The sequence below is a fragment of the Sphingomonas desiccabilis genome (assembly GCF_004135605.1).
Classification (GTDB): domain Bacteria; phylum Pseudomonadota; class Alphaproteobacteria; order Sphingomonadales; family Sphingomonadaceae; genus Sphingomonas; species Sphingomonas desiccabilis.
Genome location: NZ_SDPT01000001.1, coordinates 1724033 through 1745163, shown reverse-complemented (window position 1 = coordinate 1745163; position 21131 = coordinate 1724033). Strand labels below are relative to the sequence as shown.

14 protein-coding genes are annotated in these 21131 nt (G+C 68.0%); 9 read left to right on the top strand and 5 right to left on the bottom strand.

Features of this window, described 5'->3' with window-relative positions; all coding sequences use genetic code 11:
* The first annotated feature begins 2 nt into the window (after positions 1-2).
* Positions 3-1028, top strand: a complete 1026-nt coding sequence (locus tag EO081_RS08140; protein ID WP_129341334.1) for an alpha/beta hydrolase family protein — start codon at positions 3-5, stop codon at positions 1026-1028.
* Here the strand turns inward: EO081_RS08140 and EO081_RS08135 are convergent.
* Entirely contained in the window at positions 967-4833 is a 3867-nt protein-coding gene (locus EO081_RS08135) for a Mur ligase family protein (protein ID WP_129341333.1), read from the bottom strand. The genes EO081_RS08140 and EO081_RS08135 overlap by 62 nt on opposite strands.
* Before the next feature lie 233 nt (positions 4834-5066).
* Between EO081_RS08135 and EO081_RS08130 the strand changes: the two genes are divergently transcribed.
* The 7 genes from EO081_RS08130 (at position 5067) to mnhG (ending at position 12689) form a co-directional block, all read left to right on the top strand.
* Positions 5067-6356 (top strand): O-acetylhomoserine aminocarboxypropyltransferase/cysteine synthase family protein, encoded by a 1290-nt coding sequence (locus EO081_RS08130; RefSeq protein WP_240697590.1) that lies wholly within the window; start codon positions 5067-5069, stop codon positions 6354-6356.
* Between the two features lie 323 nt (positions 6357-6679).
* Entirely contained in the window at positions 6680-9607 is a 2928-nt protein-coding gene (locus tag EO081_RS08125) for a monovalent cation/H+ antiporter subunit A (RefSeq protein ID WP_129341331.1), read from the top strand.
* On the top strand, positions 9607-9945 hold the full coding sequence (locus EO081_RS08120; RefSeq protein ID WP_129341330.1) for a Na+/H+ antiporter subunit C: 339 nt from the start codon (positions 9607-9609) through the stop codon (positions 9943-9945). The genes EO081_RS08125 and EO081_RS08120 overlap by 1 nt, the downstream gene beginning before the upstream one ends.
* On the top strand, positions 9942-11552 hold the full coding sequence (locus EO081_RS08115) for a monovalent cation/H+ antiporter subunit D (protein ID WP_129341329.1): 1611 nt from the start codon (positions 9942-9944) through the stop codon (positions 11550-11552). Before EO081_RS08120 ends, EO081_RS08115 begins: the two co-directional genes overlap by 4 nt.
* Positions 11549-12037: a Na+/H+ antiporter subunit E gene (locus EO081_RS08110; RefSeq protein WP_129341328.1), complete on the top strand. Its 489-nt coding sequence runs from the start codon at positions 11549-11551 to the stop codon at positions 12035-12037. Before EO081_RS08115 ends, EO081_RS08110 begins: the two co-directional genes overlap by 4 nt.
* A complete protein-coding gene (locus EO081_RS08105; protein WP_129341327.1) occupies positions 12034-12315 on the top strand; it encodes a K+/H+ antiporter subunit F in 282 nt (93 codons plus the stop codon). Before EO081_RS08110 ends, EO081_RS08105 begins: the two co-directional genes overlap by 4 nt.
* Positions 12312-12689 carry a monovalent cation/H(+) antiporter subunit G gene (mnhG, locus tag EO081_RS08100; RefSeq protein WP_129341326.1) on the top strand — a complete coding sequence of 126 codons (378 nt, stop codon included), beginning with the start codon at positions 12312-12314 and terminating at the stop codon, positions 12687-12689. The genes EO081_RS08105 and mnhG overlap by 4 nt, the downstream gene beginning before the upstream one ends.
* Positions 12690-12730: 41 nt before the next feature.
* Here mnhG and EO081_RS08095 read toward each other — a convergent pair whose 3' ends face one another.
* From EO081_RS08095 to EO081_RS08080, 4 genes are all read right to left on the bottom strand, one after another.
* A complete protein-coding gene (locus EO081_RS08095; protein WP_129341325.1) occupies positions 12731-14581 on the bottom strand; it encodes a M1 family metallopeptidase in 1851 nt (616 codons plus the stop codon).
* A gap of 154 nt (positions 14582-14735) precedes the next feature.
* Positions 14736-15152, bottom strand: a complete 417-nt coding sequence (locus EO081_RS08090; RefSeq protein ID WP_129341324.1) for a DoxX family protein — start codon at positions 15150-15152, stop codon at positions 14736-14738.
* 75 nt (positions 15153-15227) lie between these two features.
* Positions 15228-16490 (bottom strand): SGNH/GDSL hydrolase family protein, encoded by a 1263-nt coding sequence (locus EO081_RS08085; RefSeq protein WP_129341323.1) that lies wholly within the window; start codon positions 16488-16490, stop codon positions 15228-15230.
* 33 nt (positions 16491-16523) lie between these two features.
* Positions 16524-18623: an alpha-glucuronidase family glycosyl hydrolase gene (locus tag EO081_RS08080; protein ID WP_129341322.1), complete on the bottom strand. Its 2100-nt coding sequence runs from the start codon at positions 18621-18623 to the stop codon at positions 16524-16526.
* Positions 18624-18786: 163 nt separating this feature from the next.
* Here EO081_RS08080 and EO081_RS08075 point away from each other — a divergent pair, with 163 nt between their 5' ends.
* Positions 18787-21123 (top strand): glycoside hydrolase family 3 N-terminal domain-containing protein, encoded by a 2337-nt coding sequence (locus EO081_RS08075; RefSeq protein WP_240697610.1) that lies wholly within the window; start codon positions 18787-18789, stop codon positions 21121-21123.
* The last annotated feature ends 8 nt before the right edge of the window (positions 21124-21131 follow it).

Genomic DNA, 21131 nt, shown 5'->3' with positions numbered 1-21131 from the left:
GCGTGTTCGGGCATTGGATCCCGGCGGCGACCTTGTTCCTGTCGCTCCCGGCGGAGACCCCGATGCCACCACGGCTGATGCCCAACGAAGTCCAGCGTCCGGCCGCCCTGCGCATCCCGCGCGGTCGCCAGACCTTCGACGCGCGTGAGGCGCTGAACGGTGCGACCGCCACCCGGCGGCGCTGCACCGAAGTGCCCGACGCCTATTGGGTGCCGATCCCGGGCGGCGGCGCGTGCATTCGCACCTATCCGGCGGCGAACCGGAGCGGCGGGGGCACGATGCTGGTGTACCTGCCGGGCGATGTGCTGCTGCGCGGGCGCGGCGGGGTTCGGCTGATCGCCGGCAGCTACGCACGCCGATCGCCCGCCGACATCCGCCAGGAGATGACCGGCTGGTCTCGCAACGGCGGCGTGCCGGCGATCTTCATTGCCCGCCCGGGGCTATACGGATCTTCGGGCAACCACGGCGCGCGCCGGCGGATCGACGAAGTCCGCCTGGTCGATGGCGCACTCGACCGGATCAAGGCACGCTATCGCGTGTCGCGCTTCATCCTCGCGGGCCAGTCGGGAGGGGGGCATCTGGTCGCGGCACTCGTGAACCGCCGCCGCGACATCGCCGCAGCCTTCATCGGTTCGGGCCTGGTGTCGGCGGTGGAGGTGATGCGAGCCTATCAGGCCCGACGACGGCGCGATGCCGGACCGGTCGAGGATCCGAACGCCGTCTACGACCCGATCGGTCATGTGGGGGAAATCGCCGGGCCGGGCCCTGATATCTTCGTGCTGTCGGACCCCGGCGACCGGATCGTGCCCTTCCTCAGCCAGCGCCATTATGTCGAGCGGCTGCGCAGCGCCGGACGGCACCCCACGCATATCCTGCTGCGGGGGGAGGGGCGCAGCAGGCACCTTCTGGCCGAGCCGATGAAGGCCGGCGCCGCGCTGTACGCGCGCGGCGAGGATGCCGCGGCGATCAGCGCGGCGCTGCGCGCGATGGCGCCGCTTCCGTCCCCGCCGGAGGAAGCGCAGCACTGAGCAGTTCGCGCGCGGCGGCGTCGCGCGCCGCACGGGTGGGCGCCCCCAGTACGGCCGCAATCCAGTGCCTGCCCCACGGGTCGGTGGCCGACAGCAGCAGATGATGCGCCCGCGCGCCGACGCTGCCCGTGCGAAGCCCGTTCACTCCCGCGAGCGTGCCGATCAGCCGGTTGGTGTTGGGGTAGGTCGCGCCCTTCCATTCAAACCACGGTCTTGCGGAAAGCCTATGCACCTCCGGCGCATGCTTCAGCACGTGGATGCCCAGCCGGATGGCGTCGGCCCCGGTGATCGCCTGATCCGTGCCCAAGCCACTCGGCGATGCGAAGCGGCTGGACGTCATCCCGATCGCCTGCGCTCGCTCGTTCATGTGCCGCGTGAAAGCCTCCGCCGAGCCGCTGTGCCATTCGGCGAGCGCATGCGCCGCCTCGTTGGCGCCGACGATGGCGGTTGCTGCCATCAGATCGGACACGGAAACTCGATCCCCGGCGTTGAGCCGCCAGCGGCTGTCGAGCGCTGCCGCGGCCGGCGAGAGGGTAACCAGTTCCTCGCCCCCGGTGCCAAGCTGCCGGCGGCGCTCGTCGACCAGGCAGAGGGTGAGGAGCTTCGCGAGGGCGGCGGGATGATGCGCCCCTTCCTCCTGCTCGGAGATCACCATCCGTTCGCCCTCGCAGTCGAAGAGCAGCCGACTCTGCGGCGCTGCCGGCCGGGGTGCACGCGTCTGCAGCAGGGATGCCGGTGGAGCGGCGCCGTTCGCTTCGGCCTTCAGCCAGTCCACGATCTGGTGGATGCCCTTGCTGTTCGAGCCTTTGAACAGGATCACGTCGCCGTCGCGCAGCTCCGCCCGTACGACCGCGCGCAAGGCCGGGAGCGTCTGGGCGTGGCAGCCACGCTGCGGGGCGGGCAGATCCTCCCAGAATTCGCTCCACAAGGGCCCGAGCAGGTGTAGGCGATCGATCCGCGGGTCCACGGCACCCGCCAGTTGCCGGTGGAGCGCCTGCTCGGCTTCGCCAAGCTCCGCCATCTCGCCGAGTACCGCTACGCGTCGTGTGCCCGGACGCTCCGCGAGGTCGGCGAGGGCTGCGACCATGGAGGCAGGATTGGCATTGTAGGCGTCGTCGATCAGCGTCACCCGCTTGCCGTCGATCGTCAGCGGCAGCGTCTCGCCACGGCCCGGCAGCGAGCGGAAACCGGCCAGCGCCGCGATCGCGGGTTCGATCGGGTGGCCGAGCGCCGTCACGGCCGCAAGGGTGGCGAGCGCGTTCAGCGCCATGTGCTCGCCCGAGGCGCCCAGGACGAAGCGGATCTGCCGGCCGAACACCACCGCGTCGACCGTTCGGGTCCTTCCGTCGTAGGAGAGGAGGCGAACCTCGCAATCGTCGCTCCGGCCATAGTGGAGGATCCTCAGCTGCCGAGCCTGGGCGGCGGCATGGACGATGTCCCACTGGTCCATGTCGCGGTTGAGGATGGCGGTTCCACCCGGCGCCATGCCGAGGAAGATCGCGCTTTTGGTGCGGGCGACATCGGCCACGCTACTGCCGTTGGTGAGGTGTGCCGGTGCGATGGTGGTGAAGATGGCGACGTCCGGACGTGCCAGCCGCGCGCTTTGCGCCATCCGGCCGACCGCCAGTTCGAGCACGACATGCTTGGCCTGGGGGGGCATGGACGCCAGGTTCCAGGCAACCCCGTGCGGCAGGTTCGCGTTGTGGGCGCTGCGCCCGACGGGGCCGAACGGCTCCAGCGCATGGGCGAGCATCGCGACGGCAGTCGTCTTGCCCGCGCTTCCCGTGACGGCAAGCACGGGCGCCGTCATCTGGCGCCGCGCCGCTCGCCCGAGTTCGAGGACGGCCTCGCTGGTGTCGGCGACCCGCAGCAACGGCATCTCGGGCGGCACGTCCTCCAGGTCCCCGTCGGTGATGACTGCCGCCGGAGGCGGGGACAGCCGGGCAAGTGCCGCGGGACGCATGCCGCGCCCGGTATCGCTCGACCGGACCACTGCCAGCTGGCCCGGACGATAGGTCGGCGGGTGAATGCACACGCCGCGCGCGGACCAAGCGGCCGGCGGCGGCACCAGCCAGCTCCCCCCCGTTGCTGTCAGCAGCCTTTCCCTATCCCAGAGGCCGGACGCGCCCTCCACCGGCGGCGCGGGGCGCAGCGGCTGACTCTGGGTACGATAGTGGTGATAGGCGACGAGGCCGGAGAGGTAATGCTCCACGTCGTCGATGCGCACACGAAAGCCCTGGTGGCGGATGAAGAAGCTGCCGAGAATGCGGTCGGGGCGCGCGAAGTCCATCGCCAGCTCGGGCCAGAAATGCCCGTTGAGCAGGTGTCTCGCACGTGCCTCCAGCGCCTCGTTGAAGCGCGCAATATCCACTTCGGCGAGCAGGTGGCGGTGCTCCGGGAGCTCGGCGATGCGCGACAGCATCGCATGCGCGGCCATCATCAGTTCGAGCAGCGTGGGGAAAGTGGTGATCCGGTCCCGCACAAAATCGAGATAGCCGGCGACGTTGCGGATGCCGAAGCGGAAATAGCGCTCCTCCGGCCGCACCAGCGTCAGCTCGTTGGTGCAATAGCCGAGCCAATGGTCGTGGTGCCGCCAATGCTCGGCCGCGATGAAATGGTCGTAGGCGCGCTCGACGACCGCCAGCCAGCGCGGATCGCCGGTCAGCTGGTGGAGGCGCATCAGCGCGAACGCGGCTTCGCCTTCATAGTAGATCGTGCGGAACGGCTGGACGACCGCTAGGTCGGGATAGTGCAGCACATGCGCGAAGGCGCCGGTCGCCGGATCCTGCGTGGAGCGGATGCCGAGCGCCAGCTGCTCCATCAGCGCCAGGTGATCGCGGCAGCCGGTCGCCTGGGCATGGCGGGCCAGCGCCAGGATCGCGACAGCGCTGCCGCCCAGCTTGATCTCGTCCCCCACGTCCACCAGGAACGCGGCCTCGCTGCCGTCCGCGAGCGTCGCTGGTCGGATCAGCTCGCGTACCAGATGCCCCAGCGCGCGTTCGATCGCGGCGGCGAGCTGCGGGTCGCGCAGCATCTCCCAGGCCTCGATCATCGAATAGGTGGAGCTGGCGTGGCGCAGGGCGTTGTAGGCGTCGATCTTCCGGTCGAAGCAGGGATGGTAGCCGTAGACGAAGCGGCCGTCGTCGCCGACCTGGCGCGCAAGGTGGCCGGCACCGCTGCGCACCAGGGCCTCGATCGTCTCGGGCGTCAGCGGATCAAGCTGCCGCCGCCCGCGTTCGAGGCCGCTGTCGTGCAGGATCGCGCAGCTACCGTCCGCATCAGCGAACACCGCCTGGGTCGTGAACAGAAAAACCGGCTGTTCGTCGCTGAAGTCGATCTGCGTAGCGGCTCCGTATTTCCGGCGCGCGTAGATGGTGAAGTTGCCCTCGTTCACCACCGCATGAGCGATGGCATTGCCGCCATAGAGCATGGCGTTGGCGTTGAGCTCCTGCTCCAGGAAGGCGCGTTCGAACTGCGCGTCGAGCGCGATGCCGTAGCGGAAATAGTTGCGCTTGGTCTGGCGCAGGCTGGCCTTGAGCTTCGTCCAACTGGTGGGTTCGACCTGATCGACCCTCTCGACGCGCAGCCAGCGGGGTGGGGCCCCGGCAGTTGCCGTCTCGATCTCTGTGGCGAGCCGGCTCCAGGCCGCGTCCAGGCTCTCCCCGCGCGCAGTCAGGACCCGAGCTCGGCGGGTCCCCGAGCCGAAGGCACCGAACAGCGTGACCGGTGACAGGGAGGCCTCGGCCGCCGGCACCATCGTGCTCATGAGCCAGTAGAGGCTCTCCATCATTTCCGCGCTCGACATGCCAACATCCTGCAATTCAAAACGGAATTTGGCGAGCGCAGGTTTACGCAATGCTAAGATGGGGACGCAGGGCTGGTCCTCGTTCGATGGAAGCGCCGGGCTGCGCGACGAGCGGCGGGCAGACGGCAACGCTTGCTTTGGCCGGCGGATAGAATTTCGGAGTTTGACGCGCAGCGCTTCGTTGCCATCCAACTCCCGCAGCGATGAAGCTGACGCTTGCAGGAGGCGAGAGCGTGCCAAAACAGACCTACCGTCCCGAGACCCTTGCGCTGCATGCCGGCTGGCGTTCCGATCCGGCGACAGGCGCGGTGGCTCCCCCGATCTATCAGACGACTTCCTACCAGTTCCGCGATGCGGACCATGCAGCGAACCTCTTCGCGCTGAAGGAACTCGGCAACATCTACACCCGCCTCGGCAATCCGACGACCGCCGTGCTGGAGCAGCGGCTGGCCGCGCTGGAGGGCGGGGCCGCAGCGCTCGCCGTCGCCTCCGGGCAGGCCGCCTCGACCTATGCGGTGCAGAATCTCGCACGGGCCGGCGACAACATCGTGAGCGGCACCGACCTTTATGGCGGTACCTATAATCTGTTTGCCAATACGCTGCGCGACATGGGCATCGAGACCCGGTTCGTGGATCCGGGCGACCCTGAGGCGTTCGCCCGCGCCAGCGACGAGCGGACCCGCGCCTGGTACCTCGAGACCCTCCCGAACCCGAAGCTGGTCGTGCCGCCCATGGCGGAGATCGCAGCCGCCGGCCGCGCGCTGGGCGTTCCGCTGATCGTGGACAACACGGCGGCGCCGCTGCTGGCGCGTCCGCTCGATCATGGGGCGGCGGTCGTGGTGTATTCGACCACCAAGTTCATCGGCGGCCATGGGACCTCGATCGGCGGCATGATCGTCGATGCCGGTACCTTCGACTGGGCTGCCTTTCCGGAGCGCCAGCCGCTGCTCAATACGCCCGACCCGAGCTATCACGGCGCCGTCTGGTCGGAGGCAGCACGCCCGCTCGGCCCGATCGCCTATGCCTTGCGAGCGCGCGTCGTGCTGCTTCGCGATCTGGGAGCAGCGCTTTCCCCGTTCAACGCGTTTCAGATCCTGCAGGGCCTGGAGACGCTGCCGCTGCGCATCGAGCGGCATTGCGAGAATGCAGCAAAGGTCGCGGCTTTCCTCGCGCAGCGTGCCGAAGTCACCCGCGTCATCCATCCCTCGCTCCAGCAGGGAGCAGAGCGCGAACGTGCGGATCGCTATCTGCAGGGGCGGTTCGGCGGACTGGTGGGCTTCGAACTGGCCGGGGGGCGTGAGGCCGGCCGGCGGTTCATCGATGCGCTGCAACTGTTCTATCACGTCGCCAACATCGGCGACGCGCGCAGCCTGGCCATCCATCCGGCCTCTACCACCCACTCGCAGCTCTCCGCCGAGGAGCAACTCGCGACCGGTGTCTCGGAGGGCTATATCCGGTTGTCCGTCGGCATCGAGCATATCGACGATATCCTGGCCGACCTGGAGCAGGCGCTGGCCGGCTGAACCCATGGCCTGCTCTCAGCCCCGGCTTCTGCAAGGGCTGGGAGCGCGGTCATCAGGAAACCGTCGCCTCCTGCGCGACGTTCACGATCACCAGCTTGCGCTCGCGCGCGGCGGGAGCGTCCGGCGATCAGGCCCCACCGGGCGAGTTGCATCGCGGGCATACTGCCCTACCTTGCCCCCAGGACCCTCGTAGGCGGCAGTTTCTCTCGGCAGATCCTGCAAGAGAGGGGTGCGGCCCGATACGCGCCCGTGAAAGGGTTCTGGGGGGCGGCTGGTTGACGGTAGCCGTCGTCGGCCGAAGAGAGAGAGAAGAAAAAGGGAGAATGTTGATCGCGACGTCGAGCGTCACCTTGTGGTTTGTCCTGCTGCTGCCGTTTCTGGGAAGCCTCGTGGTGGCCGGGCTGCCGACCCGAAGCCGAGACGCCGCAGCGCTGCTCGCGGGCGCCGTCGCGTTCGCGGGCACGGTGTTCATGGCGGCGCTCTATCCGCGTGTCGCGGATGGCACGATCCTGCAGGCCGGCGTTTCTTGGCTGCCCTCGCTGGGGCTCAATATCGTTCTGCGGCTGGACGGCCTCACCTGGATCTTCGCGATGCTGGTTCTGGCGATCGGCTTCCTCGTGGTGGTCTACGCCCGCTACTACATGTCTCCTCGCGACCCGGTTCCGCGCTTCTTTTCGTTCCTGCTCGCCTTCATGGGCTCCATGCTCGCGCTGGTCTTGTCGGGCAACCTCGTGCAGATGGCCTTCTTCTGGGAACTGACCAGCCTCACCTCGTTCCTCCTCATCGGCTACTGGCACCAGAACGAAAGCGCGCGAAGCGCGGCCCGCATGGCGCTGATCGTGACGGCAGCGGGCGGGCTTTGCCTGCTGGTCGGTGTCCTCCTGATCGGAAAGATCGTCGGGAGCTATGATCTCGACACGGTGCTCGCCTCCGGGGACCGGATCCGGGCGAGCAGCCTTTACCTGCCGGCGCTGATCCTCATCCTGATCGGGGCGTTCACCAAGAGCGCCCAGTTCCCCTTTCACTTCTGGCTGCCCCACGCGATGGCGGCGCCCACCCCGGTTTCGGCCTATCTCCACTCGGCGACGATGGTGAAGGCGGGCGTGTTCCTGCTGATCCGGCTGTGGCCCGTGCTGGCGGGGAGCGACGCCTGGTACCTAATCGTCACCAGCGTCGGCCTCATCACGCTGATCCTGGGAGCCTGGGCTGCGATCTTCCAGCAGGATCTCAAAGGGCTGCTTGCCTATTCGACGATCAGCCATCTGGGCATCATCACGCTGCTGCTGGGTATCGGCAGCCCGCTTGCTGCCGTGGCCGCCATCTTCCACACGGTCAACCACGCGACGTTCAAGGCGTCGCTGTTCATGGCGGCCGGCATCATCGATCACGAAGCCGGCACACGCGACCTGCGCAAGCTGAGCGGGCTTTACCGGTTCATGCCGGTGACCGCGACGTTGGCGATGGTCGCTGCGGCAGCGATGGCGGGCGTACCGCTGCTCAACGGCTTCCTTTCCAAGGAGATGCTGCTCGCAGAGGCACTGGAGGACACCAACGAGACCTTCCTGGACCAGGCGTTGCCGTATCTCGTCACCGTCGGCCTGATTTTCAGCGTCCTCTATTCGGTGCGCTTCATCCACCAGAGCTTTTTCGGTCCGCCGGCGACCAAACTGGAGCGGCGCCCGCACGAGGCACCCCATTGGATGCGTCTGCCGATCGAGATTCTGGTGCTCGCCTGTGTCGTCATCGGGATCTTCCCCGCCGTGACCATCGGGCCGTTCCTCGACGTCGCGGTCCGCGCGGCATTGGGCGGAGGGGCGCCGGAATATAGTCTCGCGATCTGGCACGGATTCAGCAAACCGCTGCTGCTGAGCGTCATCGCGCTTGTGCTCGGCACGGCCGCCTATCTGGTTTTCGCGCGAAGCTTGAACGCCGCCGATGCCGTTCCCCTTCTCGGTCGGCTGAGGGGGCGGCGCATGTTCGATGCGGTCCTTTCCGTGCTCGTCTCGGGGACGCGCTGGCTGGAGGACTGGCTGGGAACGCGCCGACTGCAGCCGCAGCTTCGCCTGATGGTTCTGGTCGCCTGTGCCGTGGCGCTGCTGCCCTTCCTTCGGCATGGCTACGCGCCGGGAACGGCGCCGCGAACCCTGATCGATCCCGGCTTCGCACTGATCTGGCTGATCGGCAGCGCCTGCGCCGTCGCCGGCGCCTGGCAGGCGAAGTACCACCGGCTCGCCGCAGTGGTGCTGGTGTCGGGGACGGGGCTTGCCAGTTGCATCGGCTTCGTCTGGCTCTCGGCTCCCGATCTCGCACTCACCCAGCTGCTCGTGGAGACGGTAACCACGGTGCTCCTGCTCCTGGGGCTGCGATGGCTCCCCAAACGACTGCCGGACAACTGGCCTGGCAAGCGCACGCCTGCGAGCGTCGTGCTGCGCCGGGGAAGCGACCTCGCGATCGCCGTCGCTGCCGGCGGGGGCGTCGCGGCTCTGGCCTATGCGATGATGACCCGCCCGCTTCCCGACGCCATCTCCCGCTTCTTCCTCGAACGCTCCTATGCGGAAGGCGGCGGTCGCAACGTCGTCAACGTCATTCTGGTGGACTTCCGGGCATTCGACACGCTCGGGGAGATCACCGTGCTGGCGATCGTCGCGCTGACGGTCTTCTCGTTGCTGCGCCGGTTCCGCCCCGCCCGGGAGAGCGTCCGTGATCCCGAGCAGCAGCGCCTGCAGGACGCCTTCGACGAAGCGCATGCGGGTCGGGCGCCGGGGGATACGGTGTCGGATTACCTGGTCGTCCCGCGGGTCATCCTCGAATGGGTGTTCCCGTTCATCGTCGTGATCGCGCTGTATCTCTTCCTGCGCGGGCACGACCTTCCCGGCGGCGGGTTCGCGGCCGGCGTCGCCATGTCGATCGCGCTGATCCTCCAGTACATGGCTGCGGGGACGCGCAGCGTAGAGGCGCGCCTGCGCGTTCGCCCGACCGACTGGATCGCGGGCGGCCTGTTGATCGCAGCTGCCACCGGCGCTGGGGCGCTGCTCTTCGACCACCCGTTTCTCACGTCCTGGTTCCGGTATCTCGAAGTGCCCTTGGTCGGAAAAACCCCCTTGGCTACCGCGCTTCTGTTCGACCTCGGCGTGTTCCTGCTCGTGGTGGGGGCCACGGCGCTGATCCTGATCGCCATCGCCCACCAGTCGATCCGAAGGCCGGTCCGGCCGTTGCGGGGCGGCGACGAGACGGGGGTGGAAAAGCGCTGATGGAACTGGTCCTTGCCCTCGGCATCGGAATCCTCACGGCATCGGGCGTATGGCTGATCCTGCGTCCGCGAACCTTCCAGGTGATCCTCGGCCTCTCGCTGATCTCCTATGCGGTGAACATGTTCATCTATGCGATGGGGCGGCTCAAGGTGGATGCGCCGCCCATTGTGGGGTCAGGCGCGGTGGAGGCGTCGCGGTACGATGATCCGCTTCCGCAGGCGCTGGTGCTGACGGCCATCGTGATCTCCTTCGCGATGACCGCCTTGCTGCTGGTCGTGTTGCTCGCCTCTCGCGGCATCACCGGCACCGATCATGTCGACGGGGACGACGGCGAATGAGCGCGGGTTGGGCTGGGCACCTGATCATCGTCCCCATCTTGTTGCCGCTGGTCGCCGGCGCGGTCTTGCTGCTGCTCCGGGAGCAGAGGCGCACGGCGAAGCGGGTGATCGCGCTGGGGACCACCGCGACCCTCGTGCTCGTCTCGGCCCTGCTGCTCACCGGCGTGGCGTGCACGGGGTTTGCCGGGGATCCGGCGACACTAGTCTATCGCATCGGCAACTGGCCGGCGCCCTTCGGCATCGTGCTGGTGCTCGATTGGCTCTCGGCGCTGATGCTGGTGCTCACGAGCGTCGTGGGATTGGCGACCCTGATCTATGCAGCGACCCGCTGGGACCAGGCGGGGCCTCGGTTCCACACCCTGCTCCTGTTCCAGCTGATGGGGCTCAACGGCGCTTTCCTGACAGGCGACCTGTTCAACCTGTTCGTCTTCTTCGAGGTGCTGTTGGCGGCTTCCTTCGGGTTGCTGCTGCACGGGTCGAGCAAGGCGCGGATCAAGGCAGCGCTGCATTATGTCGCGCTCAACGTCGCGACGTCGCTGCTTTTCCTCATCGGTGCCGCGCTCATCTATGGGGTGACGGGCACGCTCAACATGGCGCATCTGGTCTTGCAGGTCGCTAGCGTGAGCGACCAGGACCTGCCCATGCTGCAGGCCGGCATGGCGATCCTCACCATCGCGTTCCTGGTCAAGGCGGGGATGTGGCCGCTCGGCTTCTGGCTGCCGCGCACCTATGCCACGGCGGCACCGCCCGTCGCCGCGCTTTTCACCATCCTGAGCAAGGTCGGCGTCTATGCGGTGCTTCGAGTTCCGTTGCTCCTCTTCGTCGGGGAGATCAGCCGGACCGCGGGTGCTGCCCAGCAATGGCTGTTCTTCGGCGGCGTGTGCACGATCGCATTCGGCATCATCGGCGTTCTCGCCGCACGCCGATTGTCGCGCATCGCCGGCTACTCGCTCACGATCTCGGCCGGAACGCTGCTGGCGGCGGTGGGCGCGGGGGAGGGCTCCGTCCTTGCCGGTGCACTGTTCTACCTCGTCAGTTCGACCCTCGCGGTGGCCGCCTTCTACCTGCTGATCGAGCTGGTCGAGCGCCGGGATGCCGCGACGGCGTTAGGCGGCGAGCCTGTTTTCGACGACGAGTATGTCGGCCTGATGCCGATGGAGCAGGAGAGCGAGATCGGCGTCGTCATCCCGGCATCGGTGGCGATCCTCGGCGGGGGCTTCGCCTTTTGCGTGCTGCTGATCGCGGGGCTGCCGCCGCTCTCCGGCTTCCTCGCGAAATTCGCCATGATCAACGGTCTGCTGGATCTGCGGGATACGGTCGGCGCGCCCGTGTGGTGGCTCGTGGGCCTGATCGTCGGCTCGGGCCTCGCAACGTTGATCGCGACGACCCGTGCCGGCATCGACCTCATCTGGGCACCTTCCGAGAGCCCCCAGCCGGCCTTGCAGCTGACCGAAATCCTGCCCGTAGGGCTGCTGCTCGCCATCTGCCTCGCGCTCACGATCTTCGCCGGACCGGTGATGCGGTACATGGAGCGGACGAGCCAGTCGCTGGGGGACCGCCACGGCTATGTCGAGGCGGTGCTCGGGCCGCAGGCGGCCGGCCGATGAGACGGTGGCTTCCCTATCCGGGGCTCGCCCTTGCGTTGCTGCTGGTGTGGCTGCTGCTCTCGCAGTCCGTTTCGGTCGGCCAGTTGTTGCTTGGTTCCGGCGCGGCGCTGGTCGGTACCCGCACCATGGCGGTGCTGCGTCCGCCGCGCAGCCGGCGGGTTCGTCTGGCGCCGCTGATGAAGCTGGCGGGCCTGGTCGCCGTCGACGTGGTGCGCTCCAACCTGGCAGTGGCGGCGATTATCCTGTTCCCCCGGAAGGGCCGGGTCTCCGGCTTCGTCCGCATCCCGCTGGAGCTGACCGAGCGGGGCGGGCTGGCGCTGCTCGGGCTGATCCTGACTGCCACCCCGGGAACCCTCTGGGTCGAGTACGACCAGCGGCGGCGCACGCTGCTGCTCCACGTGCTGGATCTGATCGACGAAGAGGAATGGGCGAACTTGATCAAGTCTCGCTACGAAACCCTTCTGCTCCAGGCGTTCGAGCAATGACGACCCTGGCGCTCGCGTTCGCCATCACCGCCGCGCAGATCCTGCTCGGGCTGGCGGTATCGTGTGCCGTCTTGCGCATGGTGTGGGGCCCCCGTGCGCAGGATCGCGTACTCGGGCTCGACACCTTCTATACCAGCGCGATGCTTCTGCTGCTGACCTTCGGCATCCAGACCGGGCGGACACTCTATCTGGAGGCTGCGGTGATCATCGCGCTGCTCGGGTTCGTGGGGACAGTCGCCCTCGCCAAGTTCCTGATGCGCGGCGAGGTGATCGAATGATCCAGGCACCCGATCTTCCCCAATGGGCGGCCCTGATCGTCGCCGTGCTGGTCCTCTCGGGCGCCGCGGTGACCCTGGTGGGCTCGCTCGGTCTGCTGCGGCTCAGGAGTTTCTACGAGCGGGTCCATGCGCCGACGCTTGGCAGCACCCTTGGAATGACACTGATCGTGGCCGCCTCCATCGTCTGCTTCTCGGTCCTGCGCGGCCGGTTGTCGGTCCACGAAATCGTCATCGCGCTGTTCCTGACCTGCACGGCCCCGGTCGGGTTCATCCTGCTCGCCCGTTCGGCCCTGTACCGGGACCGGGCGGAGAGGCGCTTGAGCCTCCCGTGGGACGAAGAGGAAGAAGCGGGCGAGATGCCGGGAAAGGACTAGCCTGCGGGGGCGGGCGTCGGCGAACCGACGCCCGCCCCCGCTCAATGCAGCAGTTGCGCGATCGCTCCTGCCGTGACGGGATGATAGCCCGCGCGCGCCTGCTCGAAGATCCGACGCGCAACCGGCACCCCCCACTCGCCCTGCGCCTTCAGTGCGCGATATACGGGGGTAATCAGCAGGTTGCGGCCGACGCTTGGCAGGAATTGTTCGGCCGACGCGACTGCCGGCTGGTAGCGGTTGCCGATCGCGAGCACGAGCCAGGCAGAGCGGATGTAGGCGTTGGTGGACGTCGAGAGCCGGAACGCCTGGTCCAGCTCGGCCAGGCGCGTTGCGCTCTGCTGGCGGGGCAGGCCGTTCAGGAAACGAAGCCACTCCTGCGTCGACCAGCGGCCCGCATCGACCGAAGCGATCGGCGCGCCGCCGTTCACGCGCTCCAGGATCTGGTCGATCTTCGCGAGCGTCGCCGACTTCACATGTACCGCATTGGACGGCAGCCCCGGCTGGTACACCCACGCGTCCAGCTGCAGCCTCTCCTCGAGCGCGCGATCGCCCCGGATCAGGTTGGCGCGCAGATCCTTTAGGAAGTTGGCGCTGGTCTGCGGCTGGAAGGCATGCCGGTCGAAATAGGCGCGCAGATAGGCGTCCCAGCGCGCACGCCCGACAGCATATTCGATCGTCCGCAGGAAGGTCGACCCCTTGGTATAATCGAGCTGCCCATAGGTCCCCTCGGGATCGCCGTGCAGCCGGGTCTGTTCGGGCTTCGCCTCCTTCAGGTCGCGCTGGAGATCGTCCCAAGACAGGTCGGCGAGCGTTGCTGCACGCTCCTTGCCGTAGAGCGCCTCGTCGATGCGGTTCTCGAAATAGGTGGTGAAACCTTCATTGAGCCAGCTGTCGGACCAGGTCGCGTTGGTGACGAGATTGCCCGACCAGCTGTGCGCCAGTTCATGCGCGATCACGTCGACGTTGGACTTGTCGCCGGTGATGATCGTCGGGGTGGCGAAGGTGAGGGTGGGGTTCTCCATGCCGCCGAACGGGAAGGAGGGTGGCAGGACAAGCACGTCGAAGCGTCCCCAGCGATAGGCGCCGTAGAGCGCCTCCGCGGTGGTCACCATCTTGCCCGTGTCCGAGAGTTCGGTCGCTACCCGATCGAGCTGGCCCGGCTCGGTGAAGACACCGGTGCGGCCGTCGACGGCGCGGAAGCCGATGTCACCGACGGCGAGTGCGATCAGATAGGGCGGCACGTTCCGATCCATGCGGAAGCGGAAGCGGTGGAGGCCCTCGCCGGCAGCCTCGCCCTCAGGCGTCAGCCGCTCGCCGCTCATCACCGCGACCAGATCGTCGGGAACGGTGATCGACGCGCTCCAGCTCTGGCGAATGCCGGGGCTGTCCTGGGTCGGGATCCAGCTGCGGTTGTTGATCGCCTGCCCCTGGCTGAACAGGTAGGGCTTGCGCTTGCCGGCGGTGAGCTCGGGCGGCAGCCAGCCCAGCGCCCGCGCGTCGGGGCGCGAGCTATAGGTGATGACGATCCGGCGGGCCTTGCCGATCGCCACGGTCAGCGGCGCGCCCTTGTACGGGTCCTCCGCGCCGACCGTCCATTTGAGGGGCTTGCCCGCGCCATCGGTGATGCGGGCGATGACCAGCCCCTTGTCGTCCAGCACAATCTCACGCGCGTCCGGGCGCGCCAGGATGTCGAGGGTCGCGGTGCCCCGCATCGTGCGGCTCGCAAAGTCGGCGGCGAGGTTGAGGTCGACATGCGTCACCCGCGCAATCTCCGGACGCGCATAGGTGAGCACGTCGCGCGCATCCAGTGTCGTCAGGATGGGTGAGGGTGCGTCCGGCGCAGCCATGGCGGGCGCGGCGAGCAGGGCGGAAACAAGGAGGAAGCGGCGCATGGGGATCCACTGTTCTGGTGAAGCCGCACGTGTCGCCGCTGGTCGCTGCGCGCGCAAGGGCCCGCGGTCAAATCGAGCGGCCGCGTTCGTTCGCGGGCACGCTACGCAGCCCCGACCAGTTTCGGCGCAACGTCACGCCGCCGGAGCCTCCTCCTCAACCCCGCTTTGGGTCCCGGTGTGCAGCTAGAATGGTGACAGCCAGCAAGCCGCCGATGATGCCGACATGCTCGACGGCGGTATGGAAGGCGATGGTTCGGAACGGTTCCTCGGTCATGGTCCAGAAGTGATGCACCAGGATCACCGTTAGCCCCGTGAAAACCGCGAGCGCGCCCGCGCCTAGCCATGCGAGGCGGTTCGCGATGATCAGGAGTGAGCCGCCGAGTTGCACGACGATTGTCGCCAGGTTGAAAGCGACCGCGGGCTCCAGCCCGAAATGCGCCATCTCTGCAACGCCGGCATCGAAGTTGATCAGCTTCGAGAGGCCGCTGCCCCAGAAGGGAAAGGTGAGGGCGAACCTGGCTACGAAGGCAAGTACCGGACGACGCAGCAAGCGATCAATCTTCTCGTTCATGAAGAAGCTCCCGAAATCTGGAGGTGGCGCGGCCCGCGCTGCAATGATCGCTGGGCTTGAACGTGTACCATCCCGTCAGTTCGCTCGCCCGTGAGCTCCCGAGAAAAGGCTTAGCGGCACCGCTTCTCCCATCTTTCGATAGCCCGCTTCGGACGGGTGGAGGTGATCGCCGGAGTCGAGCGCCGGGGCGAGCCGATCCGGGTGGGCCGGGTCGCGCATCACCTTGTCGAAGTCGATAACTGCGTCGAACGTGCCGGAGGTGCGGATGAAGCGGTTGATTTCCTGTCGCGCCGCTTCGAGTTCCGGGCCTGGGTGATAGTAGCTGTTGCCGCCGAACGGCATCACCGTTCCGCCGATCAGCTTGATGCCATGGGCGTGCGCGCGGTCGGCGAGCTGGCGGTAGGCGGCGGTGATCTGCCGCACCAGGGCGCGATGCTGCTCCGGGGTCGCCGGTGCATCTCGGGTGAGGGTGCCGAGATCGTTGATCCCCTCCAGCACGATCGCCCAGCGGACGCCGCTGCGGGCGATCACGTCGCGGTCGAAGCGGGCCATCAGATTGGGGCCGAGCCCATCGAGGAGGATGCGGTTGCCGCCGATCCCGGTATTGACCACGCCGATGCCGCGCGTCGCGGCCTGGCTCCGCAATCGCTGCGCGAACACGTCGGTCCAGCGGCTGTTCCGTTCCGGCTGGACGCCATAGCCGTCGGTGATGGAGTCGCCGATCGCCACCACGGTGCCGCCGTTCGATGCGGCCGCGACCTCCACGTCGGCGATCAGGTACCAGCGGGTGGTGGGCCGTGCGCCGGGCAGGTCCGCGTCCGCGACATGCTGGCCGGTCAGGAGGAAGCTGGTGGCACGCGCGCCCGGATGGCCCGTCTGCGGTTCGGGCGCTTCGGGCAGGTAGAGGCTGATGGCGAGATCCGCGCCAGGGGCGAGTTCCAGCGATATCGGATCCGAATAGATTTCCGCCCCGGCAGGAATCACTGCATCGGCATGACCCGAGAAGGTCAGCGCCACGCCGCCTTCGACCCGCGGCGTCCCCGGCCGTGCCGCGCGGCCGACATGCGCTGCGCCGATCGGCAGCGGACGCGTGCCGAAGCGGTTGGAGAACCGCACGCGGATCTCGCCCCCGCCCGCAGACAGGCGGACCACTTGCCGCAGGGTGATGGCGGCCGACGCATCCGCCGGCAGTGCATTCTCGCCCTCGGGGATCATCTGTGCCGAGCCCCAGGTCGCGATCCAGCGTGTCGCCGTGGTGCGCGCGTCGGCGACTCCGGCCACGCCGCTCGCCAGAAGGAGGGCGGCGGCCGCAATCGTCGTCTTCCAAGGTGCTGCCATCGGTGGTTCCTCAATGCCGGGGGTGGTGACGGATCAATGCGGATTGCCCGGCGCGTGGGGGTAGCTCTGTGCCTTGTACCAGGCGAGGTCGTGCTCGGGCGGGGCTGCCCCGGCCGGGAGCGGCAGCCCGTTCACCGACTGCCAGTAGGAGAGGCTCGCGTCGCGCCACCAGCGTGCCTCGCGCTCCTGGATGGCGAGGAAAGCAGCCGTTTTCTCCCAGCGTTCCGTATCCACCAGCGCGCGCAGTCCGTCCCATTCGCGGCGCATCGCCGCCACCGTGGCGACACCCCGGTCGTACCGGCGCACCATGCCGTCCCACAACGTCTCGCCACTTTTCAGGCGATAGTCCCAGGGGAGGTGGTGGAACCACAGCAGTTCGCTTTCGGGTGTGGTGCGCGGACTGGCATAGAGCTTCGCCACCGCCGGCGCATATTGCGCGACCGCGTTGCTGCCCGTCCGGGTGCGGTCGAAGCCGATCCCCTGGCGGTCGGCGCGATGATAGTAGACGGGGTTCCACTCGGGCCGCTGCAGTTCGCTCACCCACGGCCCCGGCCCATAATGGTGTCCGGTCGCCATCAGGTGCGCGAGCCCGAAGGGGCCGGTATAGTCCACCACCGCCTCTCGCGAGCGCATCATCATGTCCACGACGGGGCCGATGACGCGCGGATCGGTGCCGAACGTCTGCTGCGCCCATTCGCGCGCGATGGCTGCCGAGTCGAGCGACGGATCCCATGCCAGCCGTCCGAATGCGTACCAGTTCGCCTGGTTGAACGTGCCTCCGGTCCAGTCGCGATCGTCGCCGATGTTCGCGACGCCGGCCATGCCGGTCAGCTGGTGGTTCTCGCTCTCGCCGTCGACGACGCTCGCCACCGTCTCCTGCCCGCGCCCGGTCTTCGCCTCCAGGACCTCGGTGAAGAGCGGTCCCAGGTAGGCGAGGTGGGTCGCCTGCCCGAGATACTCCTTGGTGATCTGGAACTCCATCATCAGCGGCGTCTTGGGCATGGCGCCGAACAGCGGATGGAAGGGCTCACGCGGCTGGAAGTCGATGGCGCCGTTCTTCACCTGCACCAGCACATTGTCGGCGAACTTGCCGTCCAATGGCTTGAACTCGGTATAGGCCTGCTTGGCGCGGTCCTCGGGATCGGTGTCCGCATAGACAAAGGCGCGCCACATCACGATGCCGCCATGGGGCTTCACCGCCGCCGCGAGCATGTTGGCCCCGTCGGCGTGGCTCGCGCCGTAGTCGCGCGGGCCCGGCTGCCCCTCGCTGTTGGCCTTTACCAGGAAGCCCCCGAAGTCGGGGATCGCCCGGTAGATCTCGTCCGCCTTGGCCTTCCACCAGGCAGCAACGGCAGGGTCCCGCGGATCTGCGGTCTTGAGGCCGCCGATCTCGATCGGTGCCGAGAAACGCGCCGAAAGATAGACGCGGATGCCCCAGGGGCGGAACACGTCGGCCAGCGCCGCCGCCTTGGCGATATACGGTGCGGTGAGGCTGTCGGCCTTGGCATTGACGTTGTTCAGCACCGTGCCATTGACGCCGATCGAGGCATTGGCGCGCGCATAGTCCGTGTAACGCGGGTCGCGATAGTCCGGCAGCTTCCACCAATCCCACAACGACTCGCCGGAATAGCCCCGCTCCACGGTGCCATCGAGATTATCCCAATGGTTGAGAACGCGCAGCTTCACCTTGGGCGCCGAGCGAAGCGTCGCGTTCGCGACCTGCCCGCCGCTGGCGACATGGCGGATCAGGGCAAAGGCGCCGTACAGCACGCCTCGATCGGTGTTGCCCGTGATCAACAGCACCTGCCGGCCGCCGATCGACGAGGGGCGGACCAGATAGCCTTCATTCCCCAGTTCTGCGACCGGTAGCCGAAGCGCCGAGACCGCTGGATCGCTTGCCAGCGCTACCACGACCGGGAGGTTCGCGGCCGCGGGCAGATCGCGACGAAGCTCGGCTTCGGCCAGCCGAAGAGTGGGCGTGTCGCCGAGGCGAGAGATCGCGATCGGCCCCTCGGCTGGCGCGTCAGAGCGGAGCCAGAGCCTGTAGCCGTCCTCCGCCGCGGCGGGTGCTGTCAGCAGCGCCGCGGTGACCGCCATGGCGCTGGCGCGCACCAGCGTCCTCATTGCCTTCATTGATCTCTCCCGGTGCGCGGCGGTTGACAGCCCGGCGCGTCGCTGGTCATGGTAACGGTATCAGTTGAACAGGCAACCCGCGCAAGACGGAGGCTGCAACGGGGAGCGGATCGTGACGCGCGCAGGATGGAAGATCGACCGGCGAAGCCTGATGCGCTGGAGCATGGGCGCCTCGCTCCTGGCCTTTGTTCCGGCTGCCGCCCGCGCGGCGTCACCGCTCTACCTCGATGCCCGGGCGCCGGTGGACCTGAGGGTGCGCGACCTCATGGCACGCATGACGCTGGACGAGAAGACGGCCCAGCTCATCACCCTTTCCACCACCAAGCGGGACGTGATGGACGCCGCCCGCGGTTTCGATCCCGCCAGGGCGAGTGCCGCCTATCCGCACGGGATCGGCCAGGTCGCACGCCCGTCCGATCACGGCGGGGCTGCCACCGCGCATGACACCGGTGCCGAAGTCACCGGACGGTGGCGGAGGCCTGCGGATACGATCGCCTTCGTGAACGCGGCGCAGCGGTGGTCGCGTAAGGACACGCGGCTCGGCATCCCGGTGCTCTTCCACGAGGAGACCCTCCACGGGTACATGGCGCCGGGAGCAACCAGCTTCCCACAGGCGATCGCCCTCGCCGGAAGCTTCGATCCTGAGCTCATGCGCCGTGTGCAGTCGGTGATCGCTCGCGAGGTACGGGCACATGGTTCCGTCCTTGCCCTGTCGCCCGTCGTGGACATCGCCCGTGATCCCCGCTGGGGACGGATTGAGGAGACGTTCGGGGAGGATCCGTATCTCTGCGGGGAGATGGGCGTGGCCGCGGTGCTCGGCCTCCAAGGGGAAGGGCGGGAGCTTGGCCCAGGCAAGGTCTTCGCCACGCTCAAGCACATGACCGGCCACGGCCAGCCGCAGGCCGGCAACAACGTGGCGCCCGCGCAACTGGGCGAGCGGGAATTGCGCGAAAGCTATTTCCCGCCGTTCCGGGCGGTGGTCGAGCGGACCGGCATCGGCGCGGTCATGCCTTCCTACAACGAGATCGACGGGGTTCCCTCCCACGCCAGCCGGTGGCTGCTGACGGAGGTGCTGCGCGGCGAATGGGGCTTCGATGGCGCAGTGGTGAGCGACTATGCCGCCATTCCCGAGCTCGAATACTTCCACCATGTCGCCGCCAGCAAGGGTGATGCCGCGCGGCAGGCGCTGGAGGCAGGCGTCGACTGCGACCTTCCCGACGGCGTCGCCTATCGCACCCTCGCGGACGAGGTGCGCGCGGGGCGGGTATCGCTAGCGGCGGTGGATGCCGCCTGCCGCCGGATGCTGACGCTCAAGTTCCGCGCCGGATTGTTCGAGGAAACGCCGGCGGATGCTCGTGCGGCGGCTCGGCTCACGGCCAATGCGGAAGCGCTGGCACTTGCCCGCGAGGCTGCCGCCCGATCCATCGCGCTGCTCATTAACGACGGCACGCTTCCGCTCTCGACCGACACGGTTCGACGGGTGGCGGTGATCGGCCCCAACGCGGCCGTTCCCCGGCTCGGTGGATACTCCTCCATTCCGGCCGACCCGGTCTCGCTGCTGGACGGCGTGCGGGCCCGGCTGCGCGGCAAGGCGGAGGTGCTGCACGCCCAGGGCGTGTTCATCACCCAGAGCGAGGATCGATCGGCGAACGCGGTCATCCTCGCCGATCCCGCTCGCAACCGCCAGCTGATCGCCGAGGCGGTCGCGGTGGCGAAGACGGCCGACGTGATCCTGCTGGCGATCGGCGACACCGAACAGACCAGCCGCGAGGGCTATGCCAAGTCCCATCTGGGCGACCGCACCAGCCTGGACCTGCTGGGCGAGCAGAACGAGCTGTTCCTGGCCATGAAAGCGACGGGCAAGCCCGTGGTGGTAGTCGCGATCAACGGCAGGCCGCCGTCTTGGCCGACCGTGGCGGGTGCTACGAACGCACTGGTCGAGTGCTGGTACGTCGGCCAGCAGGGCGGCCACGCCATCGCGGACGTGCTGTTCGGGGACGTGAACCCGGGCGCCAAGCTGCCGGTGACGGTCGTTCGGGACGTGGGGCAGGTGCCCTTCTACTATAATCACCAGCCTTCGGCGCGCCGCGGTTACCTGTTCGACGACGACGAGCCCTTGTTCCCGTTCGGCTTCGGGCTGAGCTACACCAGCTTCCGTCTGTCGGCGCCGCGCCTGTCGGCTGCGACCATCGGCGCCGGTGGGAGCGTGACCGTGGAGGTCGATGTGACGAATACGGGCAGCCGGGAGGGCGACGAGGTCGTCCAGCTGTACGTCCGCGACCAGGTCTCCTCGGTCGCCCGTCCGGTGAAGGCGCTGCGAGGCTTCCGGCGCGTCACCCTGAAGCCGGGGGAGACCCGGACCGTCCGGCTGCCCCTCGGCCCCGACGCATTCCGACTGTGGAACGCGGAGATGCGCGAGGTCGTCGAACCGGGGCGGTTCGACATCTTGACCGGCCCGAACAGCCGCGACCTCCAGTCCGTCGTGCTCGAAATCGCCTGAGGAAACCC

Coding starts and splice junctions, on each gene's coding strand:
- EO081_RS08105 (WP_129341327.1), top strand. CDS start 12,034: ATGACGACCCTGGCGCTCGCGTTCGCCATCACCGCCGCGCAGATCCTG.
- mnhG (WP_129341326.1), top strand. CDS start 12,312: ATGATCCAGGCACCCGATCTTCCCCAATGGGCGGCCCTGATCGTCGCC.
- EO081_RS08080 (WP_129341322.1), bottom strand. CDS start 18,623: ATGAAGGCAATGAGGACGCTGGTGCGCGCCAGCGCCATGGCGGTCACC.
- EO081_RS08090 (WP_129341324.1), bottom strand. CDS start 15,152: ATGAACGAGAAGATTGATCGCTTGCTGCGTCGTCCGGTACTTGCCTTC.
- EO081_RS08095 (WP_129341325.1), bottom strand. CDS start 14,581: ATGCGCCGCTTCCTCCTTGTTTCCGCCCTGCTCGCCGCGCCCGCCATG.
- EO081_RS08135 (WP_129341333.1), bottom strand. CDS start 4,833: ATGTCGAGCGCGGAAATGATGGAGAGCCTCTACTGGCTCATGAGCACG.
- EO081_RS08115 (WP_129341329.1), top strand. CDS start 9,942: ATGAGCGCGGGTTGGGCTGGGCACCTGATCATCGTCCCCATCTTGTTG.
- EO081_RS08075 (WP_240697610.1), top strand. CDS start 18,787: ATGGGCGCCTCGCTCCTGGCCTTTGTTCCGGCTGCCGCCCGCGCGGCG.
- EO081_RS08125 (WP_129341331.1), top strand. CDS start 6,680: ATGTTGATCGCGACGTCGAGCGTCACCTTGTGGTTTGTCCTGCTGCTG.
- EO081_RS08110 (WP_129341328.1), top strand. CDS start 11,549: ATGAGACGGTGGCTTCCCTATCCGGGGCTCGCCCTTGCGTTGCTGCTG.
- EO081_RS08120 (WP_129341330.1), top strand. CDS start 9,607: ATGGAACTGGTCCTTGCCCTCGGCATCGGAATCCTCACGGCATCGGGC.
- EO081_RS08085 (WP_129341323.1), bottom strand. CDS start 16,490: ATGGCAGCACCTTGGAAGACGACGATTGCGGCCGCCGCCCTCCTTCTG.